General features: G+C 42.4%; 18 protein-coding genes. 7 read left to right on the top strand and 11 right to left on the bottom strand.

Annotated elements, in window-relative coordinates; translation table 11 throughout:
* Nucleotides 1-21: 21 nt before the first annotated feature.
* The 5 genes from P2G54_RS13815 to P2G54_RS13795 all read right to left on the bottom strand — a co-directional run bounded on the left by P2G54_RS13815 (nucleotide 22) and on the right by P2G54_RS13795 (nucleotide 5,873).
* Nucleotides 22-1,764: a hypothetical protein gene (locus P2G54_RS13815; RefSeq protein ID WP_275872093.1), complete on the bottom strand. Its 1,743-nt coding sequence runs from the start codon at nucleotides 1,762-1,764 to the stop codon at nucleotides 22-24.
* A gap of 479 nt (nucleotides 1,765-2,243) precedes the next feature.
* Nucleotides 2,244-3,989, bottom strand: coding sequence for a transcription termination factor Rho (gene rho, locus P2G54_RS13810; protein WP_275872091.1), 1,746 nt, complete (start codon nucleotides 3,987-3,989; stop codon nucleotides 2,244-2,246).
* A gap of 205 nt (nucleotides 3,990-4,194) precedes the next feature.
* Nucleotides 4,195-4,884, bottom strand: coding sequence for a DNA repair protein RecO (recO, locus tag P2G54_RS13805; protein WP_275872090.1), 690 nt, complete (start codon nucleotides 4,882-4,884; stop codon nucleotides 4,195-4,197).
* 74 nt (nucleotides 4,885-4,958) lie between these two features.
* Nucleotides 4,959-5,543, bottom strand: a complete 585-nt coding sequence (locus tag P2G54_RS13800) for a thymidine kinase (protein ID WP_275872088.1) — start codon at nucleotides 5,541-5,543, stop codon at nucleotides 4,959-4,961.
* A gap of 3 nt (nucleotides 5,544-5,546) precedes the next feature.
* Complete coding sequence (locus P2G54_RS13795) at nucleotides 5,547-5,873, bottom strand: 2Fe-2S iron-sulfur cluster-binding protein (protein WP_275872086.1); 327 nt, start codon at nucleotides 5,871-5,873, stop codon at nucleotides 5,547-5,549.
* 33 nt (nucleotides 5,874-5,906) lie between these two features.
* Here P2G54_RS13795 and P2G54_RS13790 point away from each other — a divergent pair, with 33 nt between their 5' ends.
* On the top strand, nucleotides 5,907-6,998 hold the full coding sequence (locus tag P2G54_RS13790; RefSeq protein WP_275872085.1) for a hypothetical protein: 1,092 nt from the start codon (nucleotides 5,907-5,909) through the stop codon (nucleotides 6,996-6,998).
* Between the two features lie 32 nt (nucleotides 6,999-7,030).
* On the opposite strand, the gene rodA is transcribed toward P2G54_RS13790, so the two are convergent.
* The 5 genes from rodA to P2G54_RS13765 are packed head-to-tail and all read right to left on the bottom strand — an operon-like array spanning nucleotide 7,031 to nucleotide 12,490.
* Entirely contained in the window at nucleotides 7,031-8,305 is a 1,275-nt protein-coding gene (gene rodA, locus P2G54_RS13785) for a rod shape-determining protein RodA (RefSeq protein ID WP_275872083.1), read from the bottom strand.
* On the bottom strand, nucleotides 8,305-10,107 hold the full coding sequence (gene mrdA, locus P2G54_RS13780) for a penicillin-binding protein 2 (protein WP_275872081.1): 1,803 nt from the start codon (nucleotides 10,105-10,107) through the stop codon (nucleotides 8,305-8,307). Before mrdA ends, rodA begins: the two co-directional genes overlap by 1 nt.
* Nucleotides 10,107-10,628, bottom strand: coding sequence for a rod shape-determining protein MreD (locus P2G54_RS13775; protein WP_275872080.1), 522 nt, complete (start codon nucleotides 10,626-10,628; stop codon nucleotides 10,107-10,109). The genes mrdA and P2G54_RS13775 overlap by 1 nt, the downstream gene beginning before the upstream one ends.
* The gene (gene mreC, locus P2G54_RS13770) at nucleotides 10,618-11,454 is read right to left on the bottom strand and encodes a rod shape-determining protein MreC (protein ID WP_275872078.1); all 837 of its coding nucleotides are present in this window, start codon (nucleotides 11,452-11,454) and stop codon (nucleotides 10,618-10,620) included. The genes P2G54_RS13775 and mreC overlap by 11 nt, the downstream gene beginning before the upstream one ends.
* A gap of 7 nt (nucleotides 11,455-11,461) precedes the next feature.
* Nucleotides 11,462-12,490 (bottom strand): rod shape-determining protein, encoded by a 1,029-nt coding sequence (locus tag P2G54_RS13765; protein WP_275872076.1) that lies wholly within the window; start codon nucleotides 12,488-12,490, stop codon nucleotides 11,462-11,464.
* Nucleotides 12,491-12,822: 332 nt separating this feature from the next.
* On the opposite strand from P2G54_RS13765, the gene P2G54_RS13760 reads away from it, so the two are divergent.
* The 6 genes from P2G54_RS13760 (at nucleotide 12,823) to P2G54_RS13735 (ending at nucleotide 21,006) form a co-directional block, all read left to right on the top strand.
* Nucleotides 12,823-13,296: a ribosome maturation factor RimP gene (locus tag P2G54_RS13760; RefSeq protein ID WP_275872074.1), complete on the top strand. Its 474-nt coding sequence runs from the start codon at nucleotides 12,823-12,825 to the stop codon at nucleotides 13,294-13,296.
* A gap of 5 nt (nucleotides 13,297-13,301) precedes the next feature.
* The gene (gene nusA / locus P2G54_RS13755) at nucleotides 13,302-14,546 is read left to right on the top strand and encodes a transcription termination factor NusA (protein ID WP_275872072.1); all 1,245 of its coding nucleotides are present in this window, start codon (nucleotides 13,302-13,304) and stop codon (nucleotides 14,544-14,546) included.
* 64 nt (nucleotides 14,547-14,610) lie between these two features.
* Nucleotides 14,611-17,424 (top strand): translation initiation factor IF-2, encoded by a 2,814-nt coding sequence (gene infB / locus P2G54_RS13750; RefSeq protein WP_275872070.1) that lies wholly within the window; start codon nucleotides 14,611-14,613, stop codon nucleotides 17,422-17,424.
* Between the two features lie 319 nt (nucleotides 17,425-17,743).
* Nucleotides 17,744-18,292, top strand: coding sequence for a hypothetical protein (locus P2G54_RS13745; protein WP_275872069.1), 549 nt, complete (start codon nucleotides 17,744-17,746; stop codon nucleotides 18,290-18,292).
* Nucleotides 18,293-18,441: 149 nt separating this feature from the next.
* The gene (locus tag P2G54_RS13740; protein WP_275872067.1) at nucleotides 18,442-19,461 is read left to right on the top strand and encodes a transporter; all 1,020 of its coding nucleotides are present in this window, start codon (nucleotides 18,442-18,444) and stop codon (nucleotides 19,459-19,461) included.
* Between the two features lie 9 nt (nucleotides 19,462-19,470).
* A complete protein-coding gene (locus P2G54_RS13735; RefSeq protein ID WP_275872066.1) occupies nucleotides 19,471-21,006 on the top strand; it encodes a phosphatase PAP2 family protein in 1,536 nt (511 codons plus the stop codon).
* Nucleotides 21,007-21,019: 13 nt separating this feature from the next.
* Here P2G54_RS13735 and P2G54_RS13730 read toward each other — a convergent pair whose 3' ends face one another.
* Nucleotides 21,020-22,654, bottom strand: a complete 1,635-nt coding sequence (locus P2G54_RS13730) for a carbon starvation protein A (protein ID WP_275872064.1) — start codon at nucleotides 22,652-22,654, stop codon at nucleotides 21,020-21,022.
* Between the last annotated feature and the right edge of the window lie 36 nt (nucleotides 22,655-22,690).

Here is a 22,690-nt window from a genome sequence, read left to right as displayed (position 1 = left end):
AGTTTTAAAAATTAGCAGATTTTATCTTTTTAGGACCTTGATATGGTCAATCTTATCTCCCCAAACTATTTCCACCACCAATAATCCAGATGGAATTTGATTGATCCAGGAACCTAGTTGACTGTTGATTTGACCCAAATCCGAAGCCGTGAACGTATCGGTAATATTAAGGGAATGGATAACCCTTACGGAAATGCTTTCCCCATTGTACTGGGAAGGATTCAAAAGGCCCAGTCTCAACTGATTTCCAACACTTGGGTTAGGATAGGCTCTCCAGACCCCGGATGTGAATCCAACTGAAGGGATTCGGTTGGCTATTATTTTGGAGTATATGAAATCGCCATTGAAATCGAATTGCTTAATTCTGTAGAATATATTTCCCCCACCAACTGGCAAATCGGTATCCTCAAAATGATATTCAGTTAAAGATTCAGCCCAGCCGGAACCATTAATCACTCCCAATTTGGTAAAAGTCTTGGTCCCATCTGTTGATCTTTCTATTTCAAAGTGAGAATTGTCTTTTTCACTCGAGGTACTAAATACAAGGAAATTTTTTCTATTTTCTTGATCAAAGGATACCTTGAAGTCCACAAATTCAACAGAAAGGATTCTGCAACTGGTATAAAGGGCACAGTTTACACCTGGCATTAGTGATGGGTCATTTGGGTCACAATATGTTGTAATTTCTGTTCCACCAGTATTTGGATCAGGTTTTTTTCCACATATATAGGCTTTTGATGTGTCGTATTCGTTAAATGCACCGTTTCCAACAATAAAAAGCCCCCCCAAACAACTAGTGTCTTCATAAGTTCCACAGCCACCTTCAACGATAATAGTTGAGCTGTCTGACATGTTTAGTTCCCCGCTTCCACTGATATAAACATTGCCTTCTGCGAGAAGTTCGGCGTCATTTTCCATAATAATGGCTGCATTCCCATCAATATCAATATTTCCACTTACTGTAACAGAGGTGTTTTCAGTAAGAATCAATCCGCCCGTTAGACTATTTTCATCAAAATTACCAGTAACTCTTAGATCCCCCTCTATCAAAACAGAACTGTTACCTCCAAAAGTGATCGTTGATTCACCAACGATGTCTACATCACCTGAAATAGTCACAACCGCATCTCCGAAAGCGTTTAATTCAACACCTCTTCCACCCCCGGAAATTTCTAAACCGTTTGTTTCATAACTGCCGTAAACATTGATTTGAGAGCTGTTTCCGGCATACTTTGTAAGGCCAGAAACAAATAATGATCCTCCAGCAAGTATATCCAATACTACTTGCTGATTTACTGTTAAAGAGCCAACTTCCAAAAGTCCATTTCCATCTCCATCAATTGCCAATTGGGTTTTGGCAGTAGATTTTCCAGATGGAAGAAGTAAACTTCCTCCATTTATATTCCCCCCATTCAAATTGAGGGTGTTATTTGATGTTTCTTTTACAACATCAATTTTCCCTGTCACAGTCAAAGTGGCTCCGGAAGTTACGTTAATGGTAACATAGCCACCGAGGGTAAGATCTCCAGAAATGGTCGTGGATTGGTTTATGTTTATTTGGATTGGACAGGAGGAAGTTCCAACTAGGTTTGTGCCTGGAGCTGTACCACTTCCACAACTACCAGAAACATTCCAACATGAACTGTTTGTAAGTGAGGGAATTGCACAACTTCCATTTAAAGTATAAACCCGTTGTCCAAAGCCTTCAAAAGCAAGGAGCAGAAAGGTAAAAGCAAGGCCAAATATTTTCGTAAAAGTTTTCATAGCCAAATTTTTAGGTCTGAGTAAATGTATTTCAAACCAATAAAATTGCATTTCAAAATTAGCCTCTTATTTTGAAAAAACAATAATAATCCTTGATTTTTTTCAATTATGTGCTCTGATCATCAGGAATAAAAAAATGATTCACAGTCAGTAAATAGTTTGACCTGCATTTCCTGATTTTCTGGTTAACAACTATTTTAAAATGAGTTTTGTTTGCCTTTGGAAGGAGAAGTTGAGTCTATTTTGGTTAAAAAAGCATTCTTCAGGAACAGGTTTTGGATTAGGGTTAAGTAGAAAAATTTACAATAGAAGCAAACCTGGTACTTCTCCTTGTTGGAATAATCTGATTTTTAGGAAAAAGTGATGGAAATTCTATTGAGATAAATCGTTCAAAAAGTAACTCTCAAAATTTTTTGTGGGGTATAAAAAAACTCCCAATCAAATCGATTGGGAGTTTTACAAATGAGGTTGATCGTATATTATCCGTTCATGCTGATCAAAAACTCAGCATTGTCCCGGGTACCTTTCATTCGCTGAAGCAGGAATTCCATGGATTCCTGTGAAGTCATATCGCTCATGAGTTTTCTCAGGATCCACACGCGCTGCATTTCTTCCTTGTCCATGAGAAGGTCCTCTCGTCTGGTACCGGAGCTCAATACATCGATGGAAGGATAAATTCTTCTATTGGCCAGCTTTCTGTCAAGAGCCAATTCCATGTTACCTGTACCTTTGAATTCTTCAAAGATTACCTCGTCCATTTTTGAACCGGTCTCTACAAGGGCCGTAGCGATGATGGTCAATGATCCACCATTTTCAACATTCCTCGCTGCACCAAAGAATCGCTTGGGCTTGTGAAGCGCGTTGGCGTCCACACCTCCGGAAAGGATTTTCCCTGAACTTGGGACTACAGTGTTGTGGGCTCTGGCAAGTCGGGTAATGGAATCCAATAGGATGACCACATCGTGTCCAACCTCTACCATTCTCTTAGCCTTTTCCAAGACGATATTGGCAACTTTTACATGCCTGTCCGCCTGCTCATCAAAGGTGGAGGAAATAACCTCAGCTTTTACAGAGCGAGCCATATCAGTCACTTCTTCAGGACGCTCATCGATCAACAATATCATCAAATGAACCTCAGGATGGTTCTGGGTGATGGCATTGGCGATCTGCTGAAGCAATACGGTTTTACCTGTTTTTGGCTGTGCCACGATCATTCCTCTTTGGCCTTTTCCAATTGGTGCAAAAAGGTCTAGGATTCGTGTAGAATACCCGTCTGGTTTGGTTGAAAGATTGAGTCTTTCTTCCGGAAAAAGTGGAGTTAGGTATTCGAAAGGCACTCGGTCACGGATTTCATCTGTAGTTTTTCCGTTGACGGTAGCAAGTTTTAATAGGGCAAAATATTTTTCACCTTCTTTAGGAGGTCGAATAGACCCTTTGATGTGGTCTCCTGTTTTAAGCCCAAAAAGTTTGATTTGGCTTGGAGAAACATAAATATCATCTGGAGAAGCGAGGTAGTTGTAATCCAAGGAACGAAGGAATCCATATCCTTCCTGCATGATTTCCAAAACACCTTCATTTTCGATTACCCCGTCAAATTCTCTAGGGCTAACATAAGGTTTCTTTCTTCCCCCTCCAGGTAGGGTTTCTGCTGCCGGGGCCAAAACCTCATCCTGAGATTTAAAATTCTTGCGCCTAGGTAATTCTACCTCAGGCTCTGGTTTTTGATCCGTTGCTTTTGGAGGTTCTTCCTTTGAAGTTTCCTCCACATTTACTTCTTCAAAAATCCTTTTACGAGGCCTGAAGGTCTTTGGCTCCTCATGGACTTTTTCCGGAGATGGAGCTTTTCGCTCTTCTTTTTTTTCAGTTACGGCTTCAGCCTTCTTGGCAGGTTCTTGCTTTGGTTTTTCTTCCTTAGGTCCTTGTTCAGCCTTTAACTCGGTTACGTTTTGTCGTCGAAATTTCGGCTTGTATTCCGCCTCTTCCTTAGGACTTTCCTGTTTTGGGGCTGGTTTTTCTTCAGCTTTCGGAGGTTCCGGTTTCTGAGTTTCGGTTACGGATGGCTTTTTCTTGGGCAGGGCTTGCTCTGGGGTGATTGCCTGCTGGTCTAGAATCGCGTAGACGAGTTCGTCTTTTTTAAGAGATTTGTGGTTTTTTACTCCCAACTCTTCAGCGATTTCCTTCAGTTCAGATAAAAGCCTGATTCTGAGTTCTTCTATGTTGTACATAAAGAGGGTGTGAAATAAATATAGTGTAGTAAAATGCAGTAATTGAGATCGTAGATGGTTTTCTGAGCAAAAAAGGTCTGCAGGAAAAACTCAAGCCAAAGTGGGCTGACTTGCCCATCCACGGTGATGCTACAATATTAAGCCTTCCCATTGGATTAAACAAATTTTTTCTTTTAGGGAAATTGAAGGAATTCTTGCCTTCTAATCAGCTCATTAGCTGTCTTAGGACGCTGATGGACTTCCAAGGGCTTTGGGTATCGAGTTGTTCCCGGTAAAATTCCAGCAGGTAATCCAATAATTTTCTACGGATCGATAAGCTTGGTTTAAGTTTGCTTTCGTAGGATTCGGACATCAGGCTCTTCAGGTATTCTAAAGCGATGGGAATTTCCTCTTTGGCAAATGGCAAAGATTTACTTTCCGTTAAATAATGCTCTGGATCGTCAGGACCAAATCCAAGGAAGCGGGCATGTTCAATCAGAAAGATCAAGGGGAAGCTCACGATTGGACAGTCCGGTCTGTCCAATCTCAAAATACAATCCTGAATAAAATCATAGAGCCATTCGTTTTGATAATTATCATAGATGGTTCTTCCGGTAATTTCTGCCATAAACATAGCCAAACCAGTTCTTTTGAAATCAAAGGGGATCAGTTGGTTTACATAGGCCAGTTTGGCTTCTGAAATCCGTTGAAGACCGCTGTTTTCCTTATCGTATACGACAAGGTCTAGAATGGTCAGAGGTTGATAGAGGGCAATTTTCGATTTTCCACCAGAGGAGCGTACCCCGTTGACCAGATAGGATTTCAGCCCTAATTCGCGGGTGAAAATTTTGGCAATGATGCTGGTTTCTTTGTATCGAAGGCTACTAATAACAATCCCCTTTGTTTTTTTCAGCATGTGTTTACCCGTAGTTTTTTAGCGTCCCTGATTTTATCCACGTGCTTTTAGGGACATTTCCATTCAAGCGCAAACTACTTTTTGTCCTCATAAAAACACTTTCTGCACCGAGCTTCATAGCTTTCCTTTTCTCCCAACATAACTTTTTGTTTGGAGTCCGAAAGCCGGAAGGAAAATGCAGCCAAGTCCCCACATTTCATGCAAATTGCCTGAACCTTTGTTACATATTCTGCAATGGCCATCAACCTCGGCATAGGCTCAAACGGATTCCCTTCAAAATCCATGTCCAAACCTGCGAGAATGACCCGGATTCCTTGGTTAGCGAGTTTTTGGGCAACAGAGACAATCTGATCATCAAAGAACTGAACTTCATCTATGCCCACCACATCACAATCCCCACTAAGCAAGAGAATATCATCTGCAAAATTCACTGGGGTGGAACGGATATATGCTTCATTATGGGACACCACATTGAACTCATCGTAGCGTTTGTCCACCGAAGGTTTGAAAATCTCCACCTTTTGCCGTGCGAGTTTTGCACGGTTTAGTCTTCGGATAAGTTCTTCCGTTTTTCCTGAAAACATGGATCCGCAAATGACCTCAATCTGTCCTTTGCGTTCTGATTTTCTTTTGCCGCTGATAGAAGGTTCAATAAACATGCCTTAAAAACTATATTCGATATGGGGGAATTTGTTGATATCGGCAACCCGGACTCGTATTTCTCCTTTTTCTAAAACTGCCTGGCAGGAAAGTCGCTCATTGGGTTTTAATCGATTCTGCTTCACAAAAAACAGTTCCCGGTCGGTGACTGGCCCCAGATTTTCCCCTCCATTAGTCAAAATGATTTTGCAGGATGTACAACGCCCTTTTTTACCGCAGGCGTGCATCCAGTCAATACCATTTTCATGAATTAATTCAATAACTTTACGATGTGTAGTCTCAGAATTAATTGTGTGATTAAATAGATTCTCGATGACGATTTTGGGCATTTGTTCGTTGTCCTTTGTAAACCAAGCTACCTAATGACAGTTCAAATTAACAGCAATTATTTAGAAAAATACGCGCAAGAATACGCATCCGAAGTTTGCAATCGCTTTTATTCCGGAAAACAATACAGTACGGGTCAGGATATCATTCAGTTGACCAATTCTGTTCAGGTCAATTTTTTTATCATCAAAAGGCTTTTCGAGCTTTGGCAGGATGAATTGGCCAAGCTTAAGAGCAATCCCTATTTTGATTACCGAGACATAGCAGTTCATGAAGCTTTGACTCAATTCATGAATGTGCTTTCCCGTAGAATCAAGGTGGAGCGCTCCCATTTGGAACCTTTGGTAGAAGAAGCGGTAAAGCAGGCCGTATTCCTTGCTACGGATCCGGTTGCCTATTACCAGGGAGAAATTGACAATGCTCCTTCAGGAAAAATCAATGGATATCTTAAGGAGAATAAGAAATATTATAAATGGAATGATCAGGTTGTCACTTTTTTAATCGATAAGGCAGGTTTTGGGCTTGATGCTGATGCTTACAAAAGAGCCGTGGCAGCCAATTTTCAGACTATTCAAGAGGAGCTTCAGTCCGTCAATCTATTGTTGGCAACCTTGGGAGATGTAAAAGCCTTTGATCTAGATGCCTACTTGATCCAGGAAGAGAAGTCTTCCGTAACAGAAAATCCTACGGCCAAGGAAGAAGCCTCTGAATCTTTTTTTGATACCGTGGAGAAAACTGAAGAAGCAACTCCTAAAATAGAGGAGGCTCCAGCTCCTCCTAAACAAGAGGGAATAATTGAACAACCTTCTTCACAAAAATCTGATGGCTTGATTGCATCCCAGCTTTGGGCCAAGTTTTCTCAGGAATCCTATAAAGGAATGAAAGGAATTATAGGAGACTTGACAGAGAGTGTCGCCATCAACCAAAGGTTCATGTTTACCAAAGAATTATTTGACGGGAATAATGACTTATTAAATCATGCTCTCAAAGCCCTAGATGATTGTTCGGGCTTCGAGCAGGCTATTGACTTGGTAAATACGCGATTTCTAAATGAATTGAAATGGAATCCTGAATCGGAACCAGTCAATGAATTTCTTTACCTAGTCTTTCGAAGATTTTCGGACTAAAACAAAAAGCCACTTTAAAGTGGCTTTTTGTTTTAGGAAAGTCTTCCGAGCTGTTGAGCTCTTGACGCATCAAGTTTAATGAAGATAAAGAGCAACAACGTAAAGGACCATAGGGATGAACCTCCATAACTGAAAAATGGGAGGGGTATGCCCACCACCGGAAATAAACCTATGGTCATGGCAATATTGATCATAAAGTGGAACAACAGGATCGATACCACGCAGTATCCATAAATCCTTGAAAACCGGTTTTTTTGCCGCTCAGCCATTTTTACCAAGCGAAAGAGCAGGCTCGCGAAAAGAGAAATGACAATGAGGCTACCCAACCATCCAAATTCCTCACCCAAAGTACAGAAAATGAAATCGGTGTGCTGCTCGGGAACAAAGTCAAATTTGGTCTGGGTGCCTTGCAAGTATCCTTTTCCAGTTAGTCCTCCTGATCCGATTGCAATTTTGGACTGAGTGACATTCCAGCCTACTCCCAAGGGATCCAAATCCGGATTGAATAATACCATGATTCTATTTTGCTGATGTTTTGGGAGTTTTGAGACCACAAAATCCAGACTGTAACTATAGGCGATCAGGCCTAAACCCAATAAGGAGAAGACCACGATTCTCTGCCATGTTTTTTTCCCCATTAGAATAAGGACCAACATAACTGCAGAAATACCTATGGCCAAATAGAGATTGTTTTCAATTCCCAGTGCGAGCAATGTGAGCGCAATGAAACCTAGGCCAAGCACATAGTATCGTTGAGGAAAACCTTCCCGATAAAACATAATCAGCATGGAAAAATAAACCATAGCTGTCCCTGTATCCGGTTGCAATAGAATCAATGCAACTGGGAGCAACAATACTCCCAAAGCAATCAATTGGTTTTTGGATTTGGCGAGGTCAAAATTGGGGCGCTCCATGACTTTGGCTAAAGCAAGGGCTGTTGCAAATTTGGCAAACTCACCGGGTTGGATACGGAAAGACCCAACGCCAATTGATAAAACCTGGCCATTGACCTCTTTTCCAAGAAATGGAGTGAGGATCAGAATTCCTATAAATATCAGATAAAGGATGATGGAGAGGTTTTCGAACAGACGGTAGTCGGCTGCCATGATCACTATAATCATGAGGATGGCTGTGCCTATCCAGACCAGTTGCTTTCCTGAATTTATGGAAAAGTCAAAAATGCTTTTGTCGACCTGACTGTCGTAGACAGCTGCATAAATATTAAACCATCCAATTGCAACCAATGCAAAATAGATCAGAACGGTAACCCAGTCAACGCGGTTGATTTGAATTTCTGAATCCCTCATTAATCTGCAAAGTTACCTGCTAAAACGTATTCCTGAAGTGCGGGCCTAGTGATTTCACCTCGAATGTATTTTTCGATCATGAGGGAAGCTGTACTTGCCGCAGCTCTACCTCCCCACCCGGCATTTTCAACATAAACTGCGATTGCAATCTTGGGATCATCTTTTGGAGCAAAGGCAACAAAGACAGAGTGATCTTCTCCATGGGGGTTTTGTGCTGTTCCGGTTTTACCTGCAATGACAATATCTTGAATAATAGCGCGATTAGCGGTTCCATAGAGAGCCTCTGCCATCGCATCCTGGATCATGTCAAAATGATGGGCATCCACTCCAACATTGTGTCTTTCTCGGTACTTATCGGGGATAGCATTTGGATTTCCATCAACTGCCTTGAGTAGATGGGGAGTATAATAGTAGCCTTTGTTTGCAAATATTGCAGCAAGGTTTGCCATTTGTAAGGGTGTAACTAGCATTTCCCCCTGTCCTATGGACAAGGAGTATATGGTGGAATATTTCCATCTCCCTTCTCCGTAGAATTTGTCATAAAGTTTACTGGAAGGAATATCACCTCCCCTTTCCCCACTCATATCCACACCAAGAGTCGAGCCCAAGCCAAATTTCAGCACTTTTTCCCTCCAGGCATTAAGCCCTATTTCTGTATCCTTATAGGTGTTGGAAGATACTTCCCGATTGATTATTTGTCGGAAGGCCTGATGATAATAAGGGTTACAGGAATTTCGGATTGCCCCAAAAAGATTTACAGGTGATGGGTGATTATGGCAAGCCACCAGTGATTTGTTGCAAGCAAAGGTGGTGTTTGGGGTAATGATTCCTTCCTGCAAACCAATCAAGCTTTGAACAATTTTAAAAATCGATCCGGGAGGATAAGTGGCCATAACCGGTCGATTAAACAAAGGTTTGTTATTGTCTGAGTTAAGCTGACTGTAGTTTTTACTGAACTCGGCTCCGGTAAGACGGTTTGGATCATAGAATGGAGCAGAGATCATTGCCAAAATTTCTCCGGTTTTTGGCTCTATTGCTACAACCGACCCGGTTTTCCCCTTCATGAGCATTTCCCCATAAAGCTGCAATTCGGTATCGAGTGTAGAGGTGAGATTAATTCCTGCAACGGAAGCGGTGTCATATTCCCCATTTTTGAAGGGGCCTTTGTCCACTCCTCTTACGTTGACCATTTTGTATTTTACACCTTTGGCTCCCCTCAGTTCTTTTTCATAAAATCTCTCCATGCCACTGAGCCCTACATAATCCCCTTGACTATAATAGTTCAAAGTGTCAAGCTCCAGCTGTCTGGCATTGATTTCCCCAATATACCCCAAAGCATGAGAAGCGATAGGGTTGGGGTAGGATCGTACAGAGCGGGTCATTATAAATAAGCCTGGGTAGTCGATCAAAAAATCCTGGATTTTGGCAAACTCCGTAGTAGAGATTTGTTTGATCAGCGGAGAAGGTTTTACTGAAGAATATTTTTTTGCGGCATTGTAGGATTCGATGAGATGTTCTTTCGTAATTCCGAACAATTCCAAAAACCGGGTAGTATCCCCAACTTCAAATTCTTTGGGGACAACCATTAAGTCAAAAATAGGATTGTTGTAGACTAGGAGTTTTCCATTTCGATCATAAACCAGGCCTCGATAGGGGTGATCCACTACGCGTTGAATGGCATTCCGTTCAGCTTTTTTCATAAAGCTGTCGTCCACTACCTGGATCATAAAAAGTTTGGTCAAAAGGACCGCACTGATTAGAAATATAAATATGATGATTACTACCGGTCTTTGATCGTTCATCAGATTCCCCTCCTGCGTTTAAAGAACAGTAACTGTACAAGTATAGCCAATGCAACTGTGAATATCGTGGAAAAGAAGCCTTTGTTAAAGGCTTCGAGCAGGTTTCCTGTCCCCCAGGTATCCACTAAAAAAAACACCAATGTGTATGCCAAAACCAGCGGGAGGGCATAAGTGATATACCAGCTCAGACCCATTTCCCGAAGATTGGGTTTGTTGTTATCATCATAGCCTCCTGTCGGGCTCACTAATTTTAGCCAATGAGGGCGAATAAATCCCAAAAGGGTTGCCGAAGCGGCGTGCATTCCTGTGGTATCGTAAAATACATCGATGAATAGCCCGAGCCCAAAACCAATTAGCAGCAAGGGAATAGGCTTGATTGAAATGGGTAGATCCAAGATTACCATCACATAAAGGAAACCAAAAGCCACACCAAAAAGTGCTAAATTCTTTAACAGAAGTATTTGTGCCAAAATTATCAGGATGGCAAATGCCAAAAAGGAAATTAGGGACCTAATATTCATTGTTTACCTCCGCATTATTATACAGTGAATCCAGTTCTTCAAACGCTAGGTTTTCCACAAGGTACACATAGTTTACCCGGCTAAAATCCGTAGTCAATTCCACGGTGATATTCAGGTAATTTTGATCATCTCTCCTTTCAATGTCTTGGATAATTCCGATATGAATTCCTTCAGGAAAAATAGCGTTGTATCCCGAAGTCACGATAGTGTCTCCTACTTGCGCCTGTACGTGTCTTGGGACATACAAAAGCTTAGCGTATTTGCTGTCATTCCCGTCCCAGTTGATGGAGCCATATACATCTGAGGATTTGATTTTGGAGGAAACCAGCAGTTCTGTATTCAAAAGTGAGATTCCCACTGCATAATTTTTAGATACAGATTTGATTCTTCCGACTACTCCCTCCTGGTTAAAGATTCCCATCCCTACTTTCACGCCGTCTTTTTCGCCCTTATTGATAGTGAGGTGATTTTGGGCAAATCGGAGGGTCTGGCTGATTACCCTGGCCCCTTTGAATTCAAGACTGGCCTCAAGTGCTGAGTCCAGCTTGAGATTGATACTGTCCGTGGCAGGGTTGAGGAGTTCCAGCTGTGTCATCAAAGCAGTATTCTGATCTAGCAGCTTTTCATTCATTTCTCCTAATGAGAAAAAACCAAGAACCTCAGACTGGGTATTCAAAACCGAGCCACTTAAAGCATTTGAAGAATTAAAAAAAGCCGCACCCTGGGGAGAGTTATTGGAGACGATCAACCAAATCGCTATAACCTCAAGAATAACGAATAAAAGAAAAGCCCTTAAAGAATAAAGGAATTGGAGGATGCGTAGCATTCAGTGCTTAAGTCATCAATACGGTTCGGAAATTTTGAATGTTTTTCAAGGCTGTGCCTGTACCTCTTACCACAGCACGCAGCGGATCTTCCGCAATGTGAATTGGAAGTTTGGTTTTTTGGTGCAGACGCTTGTCAAGGCCTTTTAGCAAGGCGCCACCTCCTGTAAGGTGAATGCCGTTGTCATAAATATCGGCGGAAAGTTCCGGAGGAGCAATTTCAAGCGCCTTCAAAACAGCCTCCTCAATTTTGGAAACGGATTTATCCAAAGCAAAAGCAATCTCAGAATAGGATACCTTGATGACTTTTGGAATTCCGGTCATCAGATCCCGGCCTCTGATTTCATAGTCTTCTGGGGCTTCATCCAGCTCGGTCAGCGCAGATCCGATGGCGATTTTCACTTTTTCTGCTGAACGCTCGCCGATTAGAAGGTTATGCTGTCTTCTCATGTAATCCAGAATATCCTTGGTGAAGGTATCACCCGCCACCCGGATGGATTGGTCTGCGACTATTCCTGATAATGCGATCAATGCGATTTCGGTGGTTCCTCCTCCGATATCCACAATCATAGAGCCCATAGGCTTCTCAATGTCGATTCCAATACCGATTGCTGCAGCGATTGGTTCGAAAACCATGTAAACCTCTTTTGCCCCGGCATGTTCTGCGGAGTCGCGTACCGCTCTTTTTTCCACTTCGGTAATCCCTGATGGAATACAAATTACCATTCTGTGCGACTGAGGAAACATTCCTTTCTTCTGACCAGGGATCATTTTGATGAGTCCTCTGATCATTTGTTCGGCGGCATAGAAATCCGCAATCACCCCGTCTTTCAAGGGGCGGATTGTTTTGATGTTTTCGTGGGTCTTTTCATGCATGTTCATTGCCTCGCGGCCCACGGCTAGAACCCGGTTGTTGGTTTTGTCAATTGCAATGATCGACGGTTCGTCTACGACGATTTTATCTTTATGAATGATCAGGGTATTGGCAGTACCCAGGTCAATTGCTATATCGCTAGAGAAAAAATCAAATAATCCCATTTTTACTGATTGATTGGCTTGATGATGAGGTTCACTGTTTAATATAGTACGGATTGGACTCTTATTAAACGAGGGTCGGCAAAATTATTATCTTCAAGTTAGAAATCTGAGGGAATCCGGATATTTTTTGAGCATTTTGGAAATTTTAAAAAAAAACCGAGCCGTTGAATTAATTTTTTAGCTATCAGTTTCTTTTGTCATTGATAAATAATTGGATGGCTTTTAAAATTCAATTTTCACCCCATTGTTTTTGGTAGAAAATCAATTACCTTTGTGCCGTATTCGAAGTTTCTAGAGGGGACACCATGTCCCCTCTTTACATTATGCAGCATATGTCCGATCTTAAGTACGCATTGGAAGAAATCGTGGAAAAGTATCTACCGGGTGAAGATCACTTTGTAGTAGCCGTGGATTTTTCGCAAAAAGGTGGAAAAGGAGTTCTCCATATTTTGATTGATGCGGATCAAGGGGTGACTATTGACACTTGTGCCAAGGTCAGTAGAGACGTAGCTGATGAAATAGAGGCAAGAGATCTGATTGAATCTGCCTACACGTTGGAAGTTTCATCTCCTGGTGTGGATTATCCTTTGGGAAGTAAAAGGCAATATCAGAAAAATGTCGGCCGGGAACTGAAAGTCCTGCTCCAATCAGGTCAGGATATTTTGGGCAAGCTTGAAGAGGTAACAGATACCGGGATTACCTTGCGTGTTAAGAAAAAAGAAAAAGGAAAAAAGGCTGTAGAAGAAGCAGTTTCCTTTCCTTTCGAAGAAATAAAAAAATCAATTGTACAAGTATCTTTTAAATAACTCAAATGGATGCCAAAGTCTTAATAGATTCTTTCGCTGATTTTGCGAAGTCTAAAAATGTGGATCGACCAACCATGATCCGTATTCTGGAAGATGTGTTCAGAGCAATGATCAGAAAGAAGTTTGAAACAGATGAAAACTTCGACGTGACGATCAATGCGGACAAGGGAGACTTGGAGATTTTCCGAATCAGGGAGATTGTTGATGACAATTCCGAGGATATTTGGGATTTTGACAAAATCAGCCTTTCTGAAGCCCAAAAGATAGAGCCCGACTTTGAGATCGGCGAAGAAGTGTACGAAAAAATTGAATTGGAAGAGTTTGGCCGTAGAGCTGTTCAGATGGCCCGCCAGACCCTAATCCAGCGAATCAAAGACCTTGAAAAAGATTTGCTTTTCAATAAATATGAAGAGCAGGTGGGTGAAATTGTCACCGCGGAAGTCTATCAGATTCTAGGTAGGGAAATCCTTCTGATTGATGGGGAAGGCAATGAACTGATCCTTCCAAAGGGAGAGCAGATCCCGAAAGATCGATTCAGAAAAGGGGATGCAGTAAAGGCTATTGTACATAGAGTGGATATGATCAACGGGAACCCCAAGATCATTTTGTCCAGAACTTCCCCGGTTTTTCTGGAGCGTCTATTTGAAAATGAAGTTCCTGAGGTTTATGACGGGTTGATCACCATCGTGAAGATTGTTCGTGAGCCGGGTGAAAGGGCCAAAGTGGCTGTTGAGTCCTACGATGACCGAATTGATCCGGTAGGTGCTTGCGTAGGAATGAAAGGCTCAAGAATTCATGCTGTTGTTCGGGAACTGCAGAATGAGAATATCGATGTGATCAATTACACCGACAATTTGGAACTGTATGTTTCCAGAGCACTTAGCCCAGCAAAAGTTTCCTCGATCACTGTAAATGAAGAAAACAAGCGTATTTCTGTTTTCCTAAAACCGGATCAGGTTTCTCTTGCCATAGGAAAGGGAGGACATAATATCAAATTGGCCAGCCGTTTGGTAGGATATGAGATTGATGTGTTCCGTGAATTGAATGAATACGAGGAGGAGGATGTGGATCTTCAGGAATTCTCCGACGAGATTGATGCATGGATCATCGAGGAGTTGAAGAAGACTGGCTTGGATACTGCCAAGAGTGTATTGGCATTGGGCAAAGAAGATTTGCTTAGAAGAACTGAGTTGGAGGAAGAGACTATTGATGAGGTCTTCCGAATACTCAAACAAGAATTTGAACAATAATATCAGAGTATTCACTCAAGAAATACTCTAACTTTAAATACGATTTCGAAAGAGGTTTTTGCTTATGTCAGAAGAAAAAATGATGAGATTAGGCCAAATAGCCAGAAAGCTCAACGTGGGTACGGCAACCATCGTGGAGTCTCTGGCCAAAAAGGGCTATGAGGTGGAGAACAATCCGAATTCTAAAATCAGCATGGAGCAAGTAAATATGCTGACTAAGGAATTCAAGTCCTCCGCACTTGAAAAGGAAGAGGCTTCTCACCTATCGATAGGAAAGCGGCATGAAACAGTTACTTTGGAAGCAGAACCAAAGCAGGAAAAAGCTCCAGAACCTGCGCCAGCTCCCAAAGAAGAACCGAAGCCCGCTGCAGTTCCTACAGCAAAAGAAGAGCCTAAGCCGGCTCCTGCTCCAGTTCCTGAGCCCACACCGGCACCAAAAGAAGAAAAAGTGCCCACTGAGGCTCCAAAGTTGGAGGGGATCAAAGTGCTGGGTAAGATAGATTTGAATAAAAAACCTACTCCAGCTCCAAAGCCTGCTGAACCTGTGAAGGCACAAGAGGCTAAAGAAACGCAAAAACCTGCCGAAGCAAAAATACCTCAGCCTTCAAAAGCTGAGCAAAAACCTGCCGTAATACCACAGAAGCCAAAGGAACAGCCTGCGGCTCCTGTTGCAAAGAAAGAAGTAAAACCTGTTCCAACCCCGGAAACTCCAGTAGGACAGGAGTTGATTTCCGCAAAAGCAGACTCCTTAAAAGGACTTACGGTTCTTGGTAAAATTGAACTGCCGGTAGATAAGCCTAAGAAAAAAGCAGGACCTGTCGCTTCTTCAGATGAGAAAGGCAGAGATAAAAAGCGTCCTAGAAAACGAATAGATAAAGGTCCGGGAGGACAGCCTGGTCGTCCCCAAGGTGGTCGCCCGCAAGGTGGTCGTCCTCAGCATGGTCAGAAAGGTGGAGGTCAGCAGCAAGGTAGAGTTCAAAAAGCTGAACCAACCCAAAAGGAAATCCAGGATCAAATCAAGCAAACCCTAGCCCGTCTTCAAGGGAAGTCCGGTGGCGGCAAAGGGAAAAGCAGAAGAGATAAAAAAGCTGAAAGGGAGCAGGAAAGTGATTTCCAGTCAGAAGAAAACAAGGTATTGAAAGTTACTGAATTTATTTCAGCAAATGACCTTGCCGCTCTTTTGGATGTTTCTGTAAATCAAATCATTTCTACCTGCATGTCTCTGGGGATGTTCGTTTCTATCAACCAGAGATTGGATGCAGAGGCAATTACAATAATTGCCGATGAATTCGGATACGATGTGGAGTTTACCAAGTCCATCGAAGACGAAATCGTCACCGAGGCGGAAGATGCAGATGAGGATTTGGAGGAAAGAGCTCCAATTGTGACCATCATGGGTCACGTTGACCATGGTAAGACTTCCTTGCTTGACTATATTCGAATGTCAAAGGTTACTGCTGAAGAAGCAGGGGGAATTACCCAGCACATCGGTGCTTATGATGTGGTGACGAAGACCGGACATAAAATCGCTTTTTTGGATACTCCTGGTCACGAAGCCTTTACTGCGATGAGAGCGCGTGGTGCCAAAATCACTGACGTGGCCATTATCGTAATTGCGGCTGATGACTCTATCATGCCTCAAACTAAGGAAGCGATCAATCATGCCCAAGTGGCGGGTGTACCGATGATCTTTGCAATCAACAAAGTGGATAAGCCAAATGCTAATCCAAACAAGATCAAAGAGGAACTGGCAAATATGAACCTTTTGGTGGAAGAATGGGGTGGTAAATACCAGTCACAGGATATCTCCGCTAAAACAGGACAAGGTGTGGATGAATTGTTGGAAAAAGTTCTCCTAGAATCTGAAATTCTTGAACTGAAAGCCAATCCGAACAAAAATGCTGTTGGTACTGTAATCGAAGCCTCCTTGGACAAAGGAAGAGGATATGTAGCTACAATCATGGTGCAGGCTGGAACCTTGCATATCGGGGATGTGATGCTTGCAGGTCAGCACTATGGCAGAGTGAAGGCCATGTTTGACCATAAAGGAAAGAAGGTGAAAGAAGCTGGGCCCTCAACACCTGTTCAGGTGCTGGGTCTAAGTGGAGCACCCCAAGCTGGAGATACTATCAAAGTTTACGATTCTGAGCGAGAAGCCCGAGAAATTGCCAACTCAAGAGAGCAGATTCAGCGCGAACAAAGTTTGCGTACCAAGAAGCACATCACTTTGGATGAAATTGGACGTCGTCTTGCCATTGGTAGTTTCAAAGAACTTAATATCATCATCAAAGGTGACGTGGATGGTTCCGTCGAGGCCCTATCAGATTCCTTATTGAAGCTCTCCAAGGATGAGGTTAAAGTGAATATCATTCACAAAGGGGTAGGTCAAATCTCCGAATCAGACGTGCTATTGGCTTCAGCTTCTGATGCGATCATTATTGGATTCCAGGTTCGTCCATCCTCCAATGCCAAAAGATTGGCTGAACAGGAAGAAATCGAGATCCGTCATTATTCCATCATCTACGATGCTATCAATCAGATCAAGGATGCGATCGAAGGTATGCTTGAGCCTGAATTCGAAGAGGTGATCACTGGTAATATTCAGGTTCGTGAAGTCTTCAAGATTTCTAAAGTGGGAACCGTTGCCGGTTCGTATGTGACAGATGGGTACATCACCAGAAAGAACAAGATTCGCGTAATTCGTGATGGTATCGTGATTCACGAAGGAGAGATCGACCAGTTGAAGCGATTCAAAGATGATGTTGCAGAAGTGAAAGCTGGATACGAATGTGGTATTTCCATCAAAAACTTCAACAATATCCAGGTTGACGATACCATCGAGGGATATGAAATGAGAGAAATAAAGCGTAAAAAGTAAAATTTTTACACTTATGTAAATAAAAAGGAGCAGCCATCGTTGCTCCTTTTTATTTTTGTATATGCTTCAATCTCTCATTTTTTTGCTTGAAATTTTTGCATTCCTAAGTGCTGTTTCCTTGGCTGCAGGACTTGTTCGTCCGGTTTTAGTGCTGTGGTTTTTAGATAGAATGAACCGTCTCTTAGTCCTCAAAATCTATGGGCTACTTTTAGCAGTATTGTGCCTTTTAATATTTCTATTGAAAGCTATTATCTGAAATAAAATAAGGGATTTCTTGAATCCTGTATTTTTTTATTTCACATTTAAAAAATTTTTCCAATTGAGAAGGATAGTTTCCATAGCGTTTTTGATCTGTTTTTCATTTTACCACTTCGGGTACTATGCCTTCTATTATTCCTTCCAGTATTCCTTGGAAAGCAAATGGAAGGATAAAATTTACAGTGATCAGATCGGCTATTTGGAAGAAAGAATAATGGACATTCCGCTTTCTGCCCCCTATATGTCCAATCAGGAGAATTTTCAGGCGACCAATACGCGTTTTGAAAAAGACGGCAAATACTTCCGGGCTATCAAACAGAGGTACCAAAATGACACTTTAAAGATCGTGTATGTGCCAGATACTGCCAGAAAATCCCTGGATTCTACCGTTAAGAAATGGATTTCATTTTTGGCAGATGATGAATTGCCTTTGAATCAAAATGGTAAGACCCACCAGTTGAAAGTCTTTATTAAAGACTATATTCAAACTGTTCATTATGAATTCTCTCCATTGGATTCCCTGTCAGGATTCACCGCATTAGGGTTTATTTTTTCAGCTTACAAGAGTCCTTTTTTTCACTTGGACACTCCTCCTCCGCAACTAAGTTAAAGCTAAGTTTAGGGCAAATTCTATTGCCTTTGGAATGCAGGCCCCCACGTTTATTCAAAATGGAATAGATGGGGAGTTGTGTCATCCATATGACCCGATATCTTCCGATGATATCCGGGCTTTTTCTGTTTATCCTAAAATTTTATCAAATGAATAAATATACCTGTGGTTCGAGGGGGTTGATGAAAACTCCTGTCCGAGAACCAAAAATGTCCCTTGGGACTTATTTGAAGACGTTTAAGTTGAGATATTCTGTTTTCTCGTGGTTAACCTTTGCTTTTTGTTTGATAGGGCAGCAAGCCCTTTTCGCTCAATCCCCAACGGATGGTCTTATGATGCCAAAAGGGGAAATTTGTGTTTTGGCCAATTATGAATTTGGGCATTTTGACCATTATTGGGAGGGGAGTTTCCTTCGGGAAAACCAAACAATCGCAACGGTCCACCGAAAAACGGCACTGGCAATGGCAGCTTATGGAATTTCACAAAAGCTGAATGTTTACCTAGGTGTACCTTTTGTTAGCACCAATTCTACAAGACCTAATGGGGGGAAGTTTGCCGGTGTTTCCGGACTTCAAGATCTAACAATTGCCCTCAAATATGAGGCACTCAAAAGTCAAGTAGGAAATGGGGAGCTTTCTGGATATGCCTCTCTGGCATTTTCCAGTCCCGTTTCGAATTATTTGTCAGATTATCAGCCCTATAGTCTTGGTTTGGGGACGCAGCAGCTTTCCTGGAGGGCTTTGCTGAAATACAAGTGGAACTCAGGATTTTACATTCGGGCTACTTCGGCTTATATCTGGAGAGGATACACCCAGGCAGAGAGGGAGTACTATTACAATAATGGAAGCTATTACACCACTTGGATGGATGTCCCCAGTTCCTGGAATCATGAGCTGGTTGTGGGCAAATGGTTTTTTGGAAATTCCTTACGACTAGAGATGAATTTGAGCAGCCTGAGATCAACGTCAGGAGATGACATCCGTGCATATAATGCTCCTCAACCCACCAATAAGGTCAATATGGATCGTGTAGGAGGATTTGTCCAATACTATTTTTCAAGTATTAAGGGGTTGGGTGTTTTGGCTTATTACAACCGTGTTTTTCAAGGTAGAAATGCTCCTGAATTGTCCACTCTGGGTGCGGGAATAACCTATCAATTCAAACTTTAATCCAAGATCATGAAAACTTTATTACGCATTATAATACTATTGTCCGGATTGAGTCTTGGGGGCTGTTTCCGTGAACTTCCGACCGAGTTGGAATTTGATAGCTATCAATTTCAGGGGATTGATGAGGATGCAGGGTTTTGGAAGCCGATTCTTCTCGAGAGTGGTTCGGATCTTTCTGTTCCGAATCCGACTTCAGTTTCTTCTCCTGAATACCAGATGGAACTTGAGCAGGTAAAGGAGGCAATACGAACGATGAATGAGCAGCAGCGAAAAAATGTAAACTATTGGACAAACAATCCTGTAATCCGTTGGAATGAAATTGCACTGGAGTTAATCGCCAAATACAATTTGATCCCTGGGCCTAATGAAGATGGAACTTATACACTTCCTAGTCCAAATGATCCTGATGGTCCTCCTGTTTTTCCTTTCGCACATCCCCCTTATGCGAGTAGGGCTTTGGCTTATTTGTCTGTGGCCCAATACGACGGGTTGATTGCAGCTTGGTACCATAAGTTTCGATTTGGAAGGAAAGCCCCTTTTGAAGTTGATCCTGAAATTCCACATGCCTATGTCACCAACCAAATTCCGGCCTATCCATCAGGAGGAGCAGTGGTAGCCTCTGCATCAAGGGCAATACTCACTGCCATGTTTCCTTTGGAGGCTGCTTATTTGGAAGAAAAGGAAAGGGAACATTTGGAGTGCCTGATACTTTCCGGGGAAAATGTGCCCAGTGACCTGGAGGCTGGAATAAAGATTGGAGAGGAAATAGCGGCCCTATCGATGACCCGGGCATCTGGTGATGGGATGAAAAATGCTCAAGTTTCCAAACCGGTGTCTGACTCTATTGCCAATGCAGCTTTTGAAAGATTTGGATGGAAATGGAAAAATCTGGAAAGTCCTACCCGTCCCGTTGGTTTGACACCTTTGTTTGGAAAAGTTAAAATGTGGAATGTGCCCAATGTAGAGGCAACCCGGCCTGGTATTCCTCCGACCCCTGGTTCTCCGGAATATTTGGAAGATGTTAAGATTCTTAGAAAATATGCCAATGAGGTGACAGTGGAGAGGAGAAGAATAGCAAATTTCTGGCAGGACGGTTTGGGAACCTATACTCCTCCGGGGCATTGGAATGACTTTGCCAGAGAGTTTATCGTTCAGTATAAATTGAATACCATAAGGACGGCAAGAACCTATGCTTACATGAACATGGCGATTATGGACGCTGGTATCAGCTGTTGGGATGCAAAATATTATTACCATTATCCCAGACCGATACAGACAATTGAAGGTTTCGAAACCATAGCAGGGACTCCCAATTTCCCAAGCTATACCTCTGGACATTCAGTTTTTTCCGCAGCTGCAGCGGAAGTTTTGGCTTATCTATTTCCGCAGGAAGCCCAAAAAGTCAGAGCTTGGGCTGAGGAGGCCGCCATTTCTAGAGTATATGGAGGAATTCACTGGACCTTTGATGCCACAGTTGGGACAACCCAGGGTAGAAATGTTGCTCAGTATACTATTGATGTAGCCAAATTGGATGGGGCTGATTAATTTCCCAGTGAGGTCAAAGAGCTTTTGCAGTCTCTTTGACCTCACTTTTTAGACTTTTTGTAGCCAATACCATTAGAGAAATGGCCAGGATAAAAAGAAGGGCTGCAATCAGTGAAAGTACATAAACGCGGTCCTGAAAATTTTTCCATGCAAATAGGCCTAGGGATGCCAGTGTCACGGTAAACATGAAAAACATGGGAATGGTGACGAAGATCGCATTTACTTTTTTACGGATTAGCCACACCGCTATAGTAAGTAGAGCCAAGGCTGCTAACAATTGATTTGCGGAGCCGAAGATGGGCCAAAGAGTTGAAAATTCACCTGAAGCAAGTAAGAGTACCGAAAGGACAACGACAATTCCTGTTGAGACAAATCGGTTTTTTGCAACAAATTGAGCGGAAGGCTTTGGCACATCTTCAAAATATTCCTGCAAAGTAAATCTTGCCAGTCGGGTACAGGTATCCAGTGTAGTCAGTGCAAAAGCTGAAACAGTCAGCGCTACAAATGCTACCGCAAAGTCTTCAGGAATTCCCAAAGAGGCGATCATATTTCCCAAACCTGTGGAAAAAAGAGAAACCGGACCTTCCCCTTCAAGTCTTGCCATGTATTCTGATTTGGAAAGAACCACTACTGCTCCTACGGAAATTATCGCAAGGAAAGATTCGATGAGCATACCTCCGAATCCCACGATTTTTGCATCGCTCTCCTTGTCTAATTGCTTGGAGGTAGTTCCAGATGCTACCAGAGAATGAAACCCACTGATGGCACCACAGGCGATTGTGACAAATAAAACAGGGAAAATGTATCCGAGATTATCAGTGGAAACGGTGATCTCATTGCTCATTTTTATTTCTGGATTGGCAACAAAGACTCCCACCACTGCCGCTATCATCAAACCATACAACAAAAAGCTGTTCAAATAATCCCTTGGTTGTAAAAGCAGACTGACTGGGGTAACGGATGCCAGAAATGCATAGCCCAGCAAGGCGATAATCCAAACTTTATAATCCAGTACAAAAGGAAGCTGCATTCCCAGATAAACGAAGTAATACATTAGGATCACCCCAATTACCGAAATAATAATGAATGCAATTTTTCGGTTACCAACAAGCCGGTTGACCCAGCCAAAAGCAATAGCCAGAATAATAAATAGGATGGATGCAGAAGCTACTCCTGCATTGCTTACAAAAGTCTTGGCTATGATATCTGCGAAAACACCTATGACCAGAATCAGGGTAGAAAAACTGAAAAGGATAAATAATTGCTTGCCCTTCAGTCCTATCTGGTTTCGGATGATGACCCCAATGGATTTCCCTTCTGCCTTCAGTGATGCAGCCATACTTCCCAAATCATGGACAGCCCCAAAAAATATCCCTCCTGCTAGGATCCAAATAACCGCTGGAATCCAGCCGAAGGTCACCGCTATAATCGGTCCAACGATTGGTCCCGCGCCTGCAATGGATGCAAAATGATGACCCAATACAACAATCGGTTTGGTAGGTTCATAGTCTACTCCATCCCTGTGTCGATGTGAAGGGGCTTTTTCCTCATTATTTAGACCCAGTTTTTTATAAACATAACTGCCGTAGATTCTATAAGCGGCAATCAGGATTACTCCTGAAATAAGTAGAAGGGTCGCGAGGTTCATAACAGCTTATTTGGAATTTATTGGTTTTAAAGCCAG

It is taken from the genome of Algoriphagus sp. CAU 1675 (assembly GCF_029222925.1).
Taxonomy (GTDB): Bacteria; Bacteroidota; Bacteroidia; order Cytophagales; family Cyclobacteriaceae; genus Algoriphagus.
Note: the sequence above shows the minus strand (reverse complement) of the source record. Positions and strands in the feature narration are given on the sequence as shown.

Coding starts and splice junctions, on each gene's coding strand:
- P2G54_RS13760 (WP_275872074.1), top strand. CDS start 12,823: ATGTCCGATCTTAAGTACGCATTGGAAGAAATCGTGGAAAAGTATCTA.
- recO (WP_275872090.1), bottom strand. CDS start 4,884: ATGCTGAAAAAAACAAAGGGGATTGTTATTAGTAGCCTTCGATACAAA.
- rodA (WP_275872083.1), bottom strand. CDS start 8,305: ATGAGGGATTCAGAAATTCAAATCAACCGCGTTGACTGGGTTACCGTT.
- P2G54_RS13775 (WP_275872080.1), bottom strand. CDS start 10,628: ATGAATATTAGGTCCCTAATTTCCTTTTTGGCATTTGCCATCCTGATA.
- P2G54_RS13765 (WP_275872076.1), bottom strand. CDS start 12,490: ATGGGATTATTTGATTTTTTCTCTAGCGATATAGCAATTGACCTGGGT.
- P2G54_RS13790 (WP_275872085.1), top strand. CDS start 5,907: ATGACAGTTCAAATTAACAGCAATTATTTAGAAAAATACGCGCAAGAA.
- mrdA (WP_275872081.1), bottom strand. CDS start 10,107: ATGAACGATCAAAGACCGGTAGTAATCATCATATTTATATTTCTAATC.
- rho (WP_275872091.1), bottom strand. CDS start 3,989: ATGTACAACATAGAAGAACTCAGAATCAGGCTTTTATCTGAACTGAAG.
- P2G54_RS13735 (WP_275872066.1), top strand. CDS start 19,471: ATGAAAACTTTATTACGCATTATAATACTATTGTCCGGATTGAGTCTT.
- P2G54_RS13730 (WP_275872064.1), bottom strand. CDS start 22,654: ATGAACCTCGCGACCCTTCTACTTATTTCAGGAGTAATCCTGATTGCC.
- infB (WP_275872070.1), top strand. CDS start 14,611: ATGTCAGAAGAAAAAATGATGAGATTAGGCCAAATAGCCAGAAAGCTC.
- P2G54_RS13800 (WP_275872088.1), bottom strand. CDS start 5,543: ATGTTTATTGAACCTTCTATCAGCGGCAAAAGAAAATCAGAACGCAAA.
- mreC (WP_275872078.1), bottom strand. CDS start 11,454: ATGCTACGCATCCTCCAATTCCTTTATTCTTTAAGGGCTTTTCTTTTA.
- nusA (WP_275872072.1), top strand. CDS start 13,302: ATGGATGCCAAAGTCTTAATAGATTCTTTCGCTGATTTTGCGAAGTCT.
- P2G54_RS13795 (WP_275872086.1), bottom strand. CDS start 5,873: ATGCCCAAAATCGTCATCGAGAATCTATTTAATCACACAATTAATTCT.
- P2G54_RS13740 (WP_275872067.1), top strand. CDS start 18,442: ATGAATAAATATACCTGTGGTTCGAGGGGGTTGATGAAAACTCCTGTC.
- P2G54_RS13815 (WP_275872093.1), bottom strand. CDS start 1,764: ATGAAAACTTTTACGAAAATATTTGGCCTTGCTTTTACCTTTCTGCTC.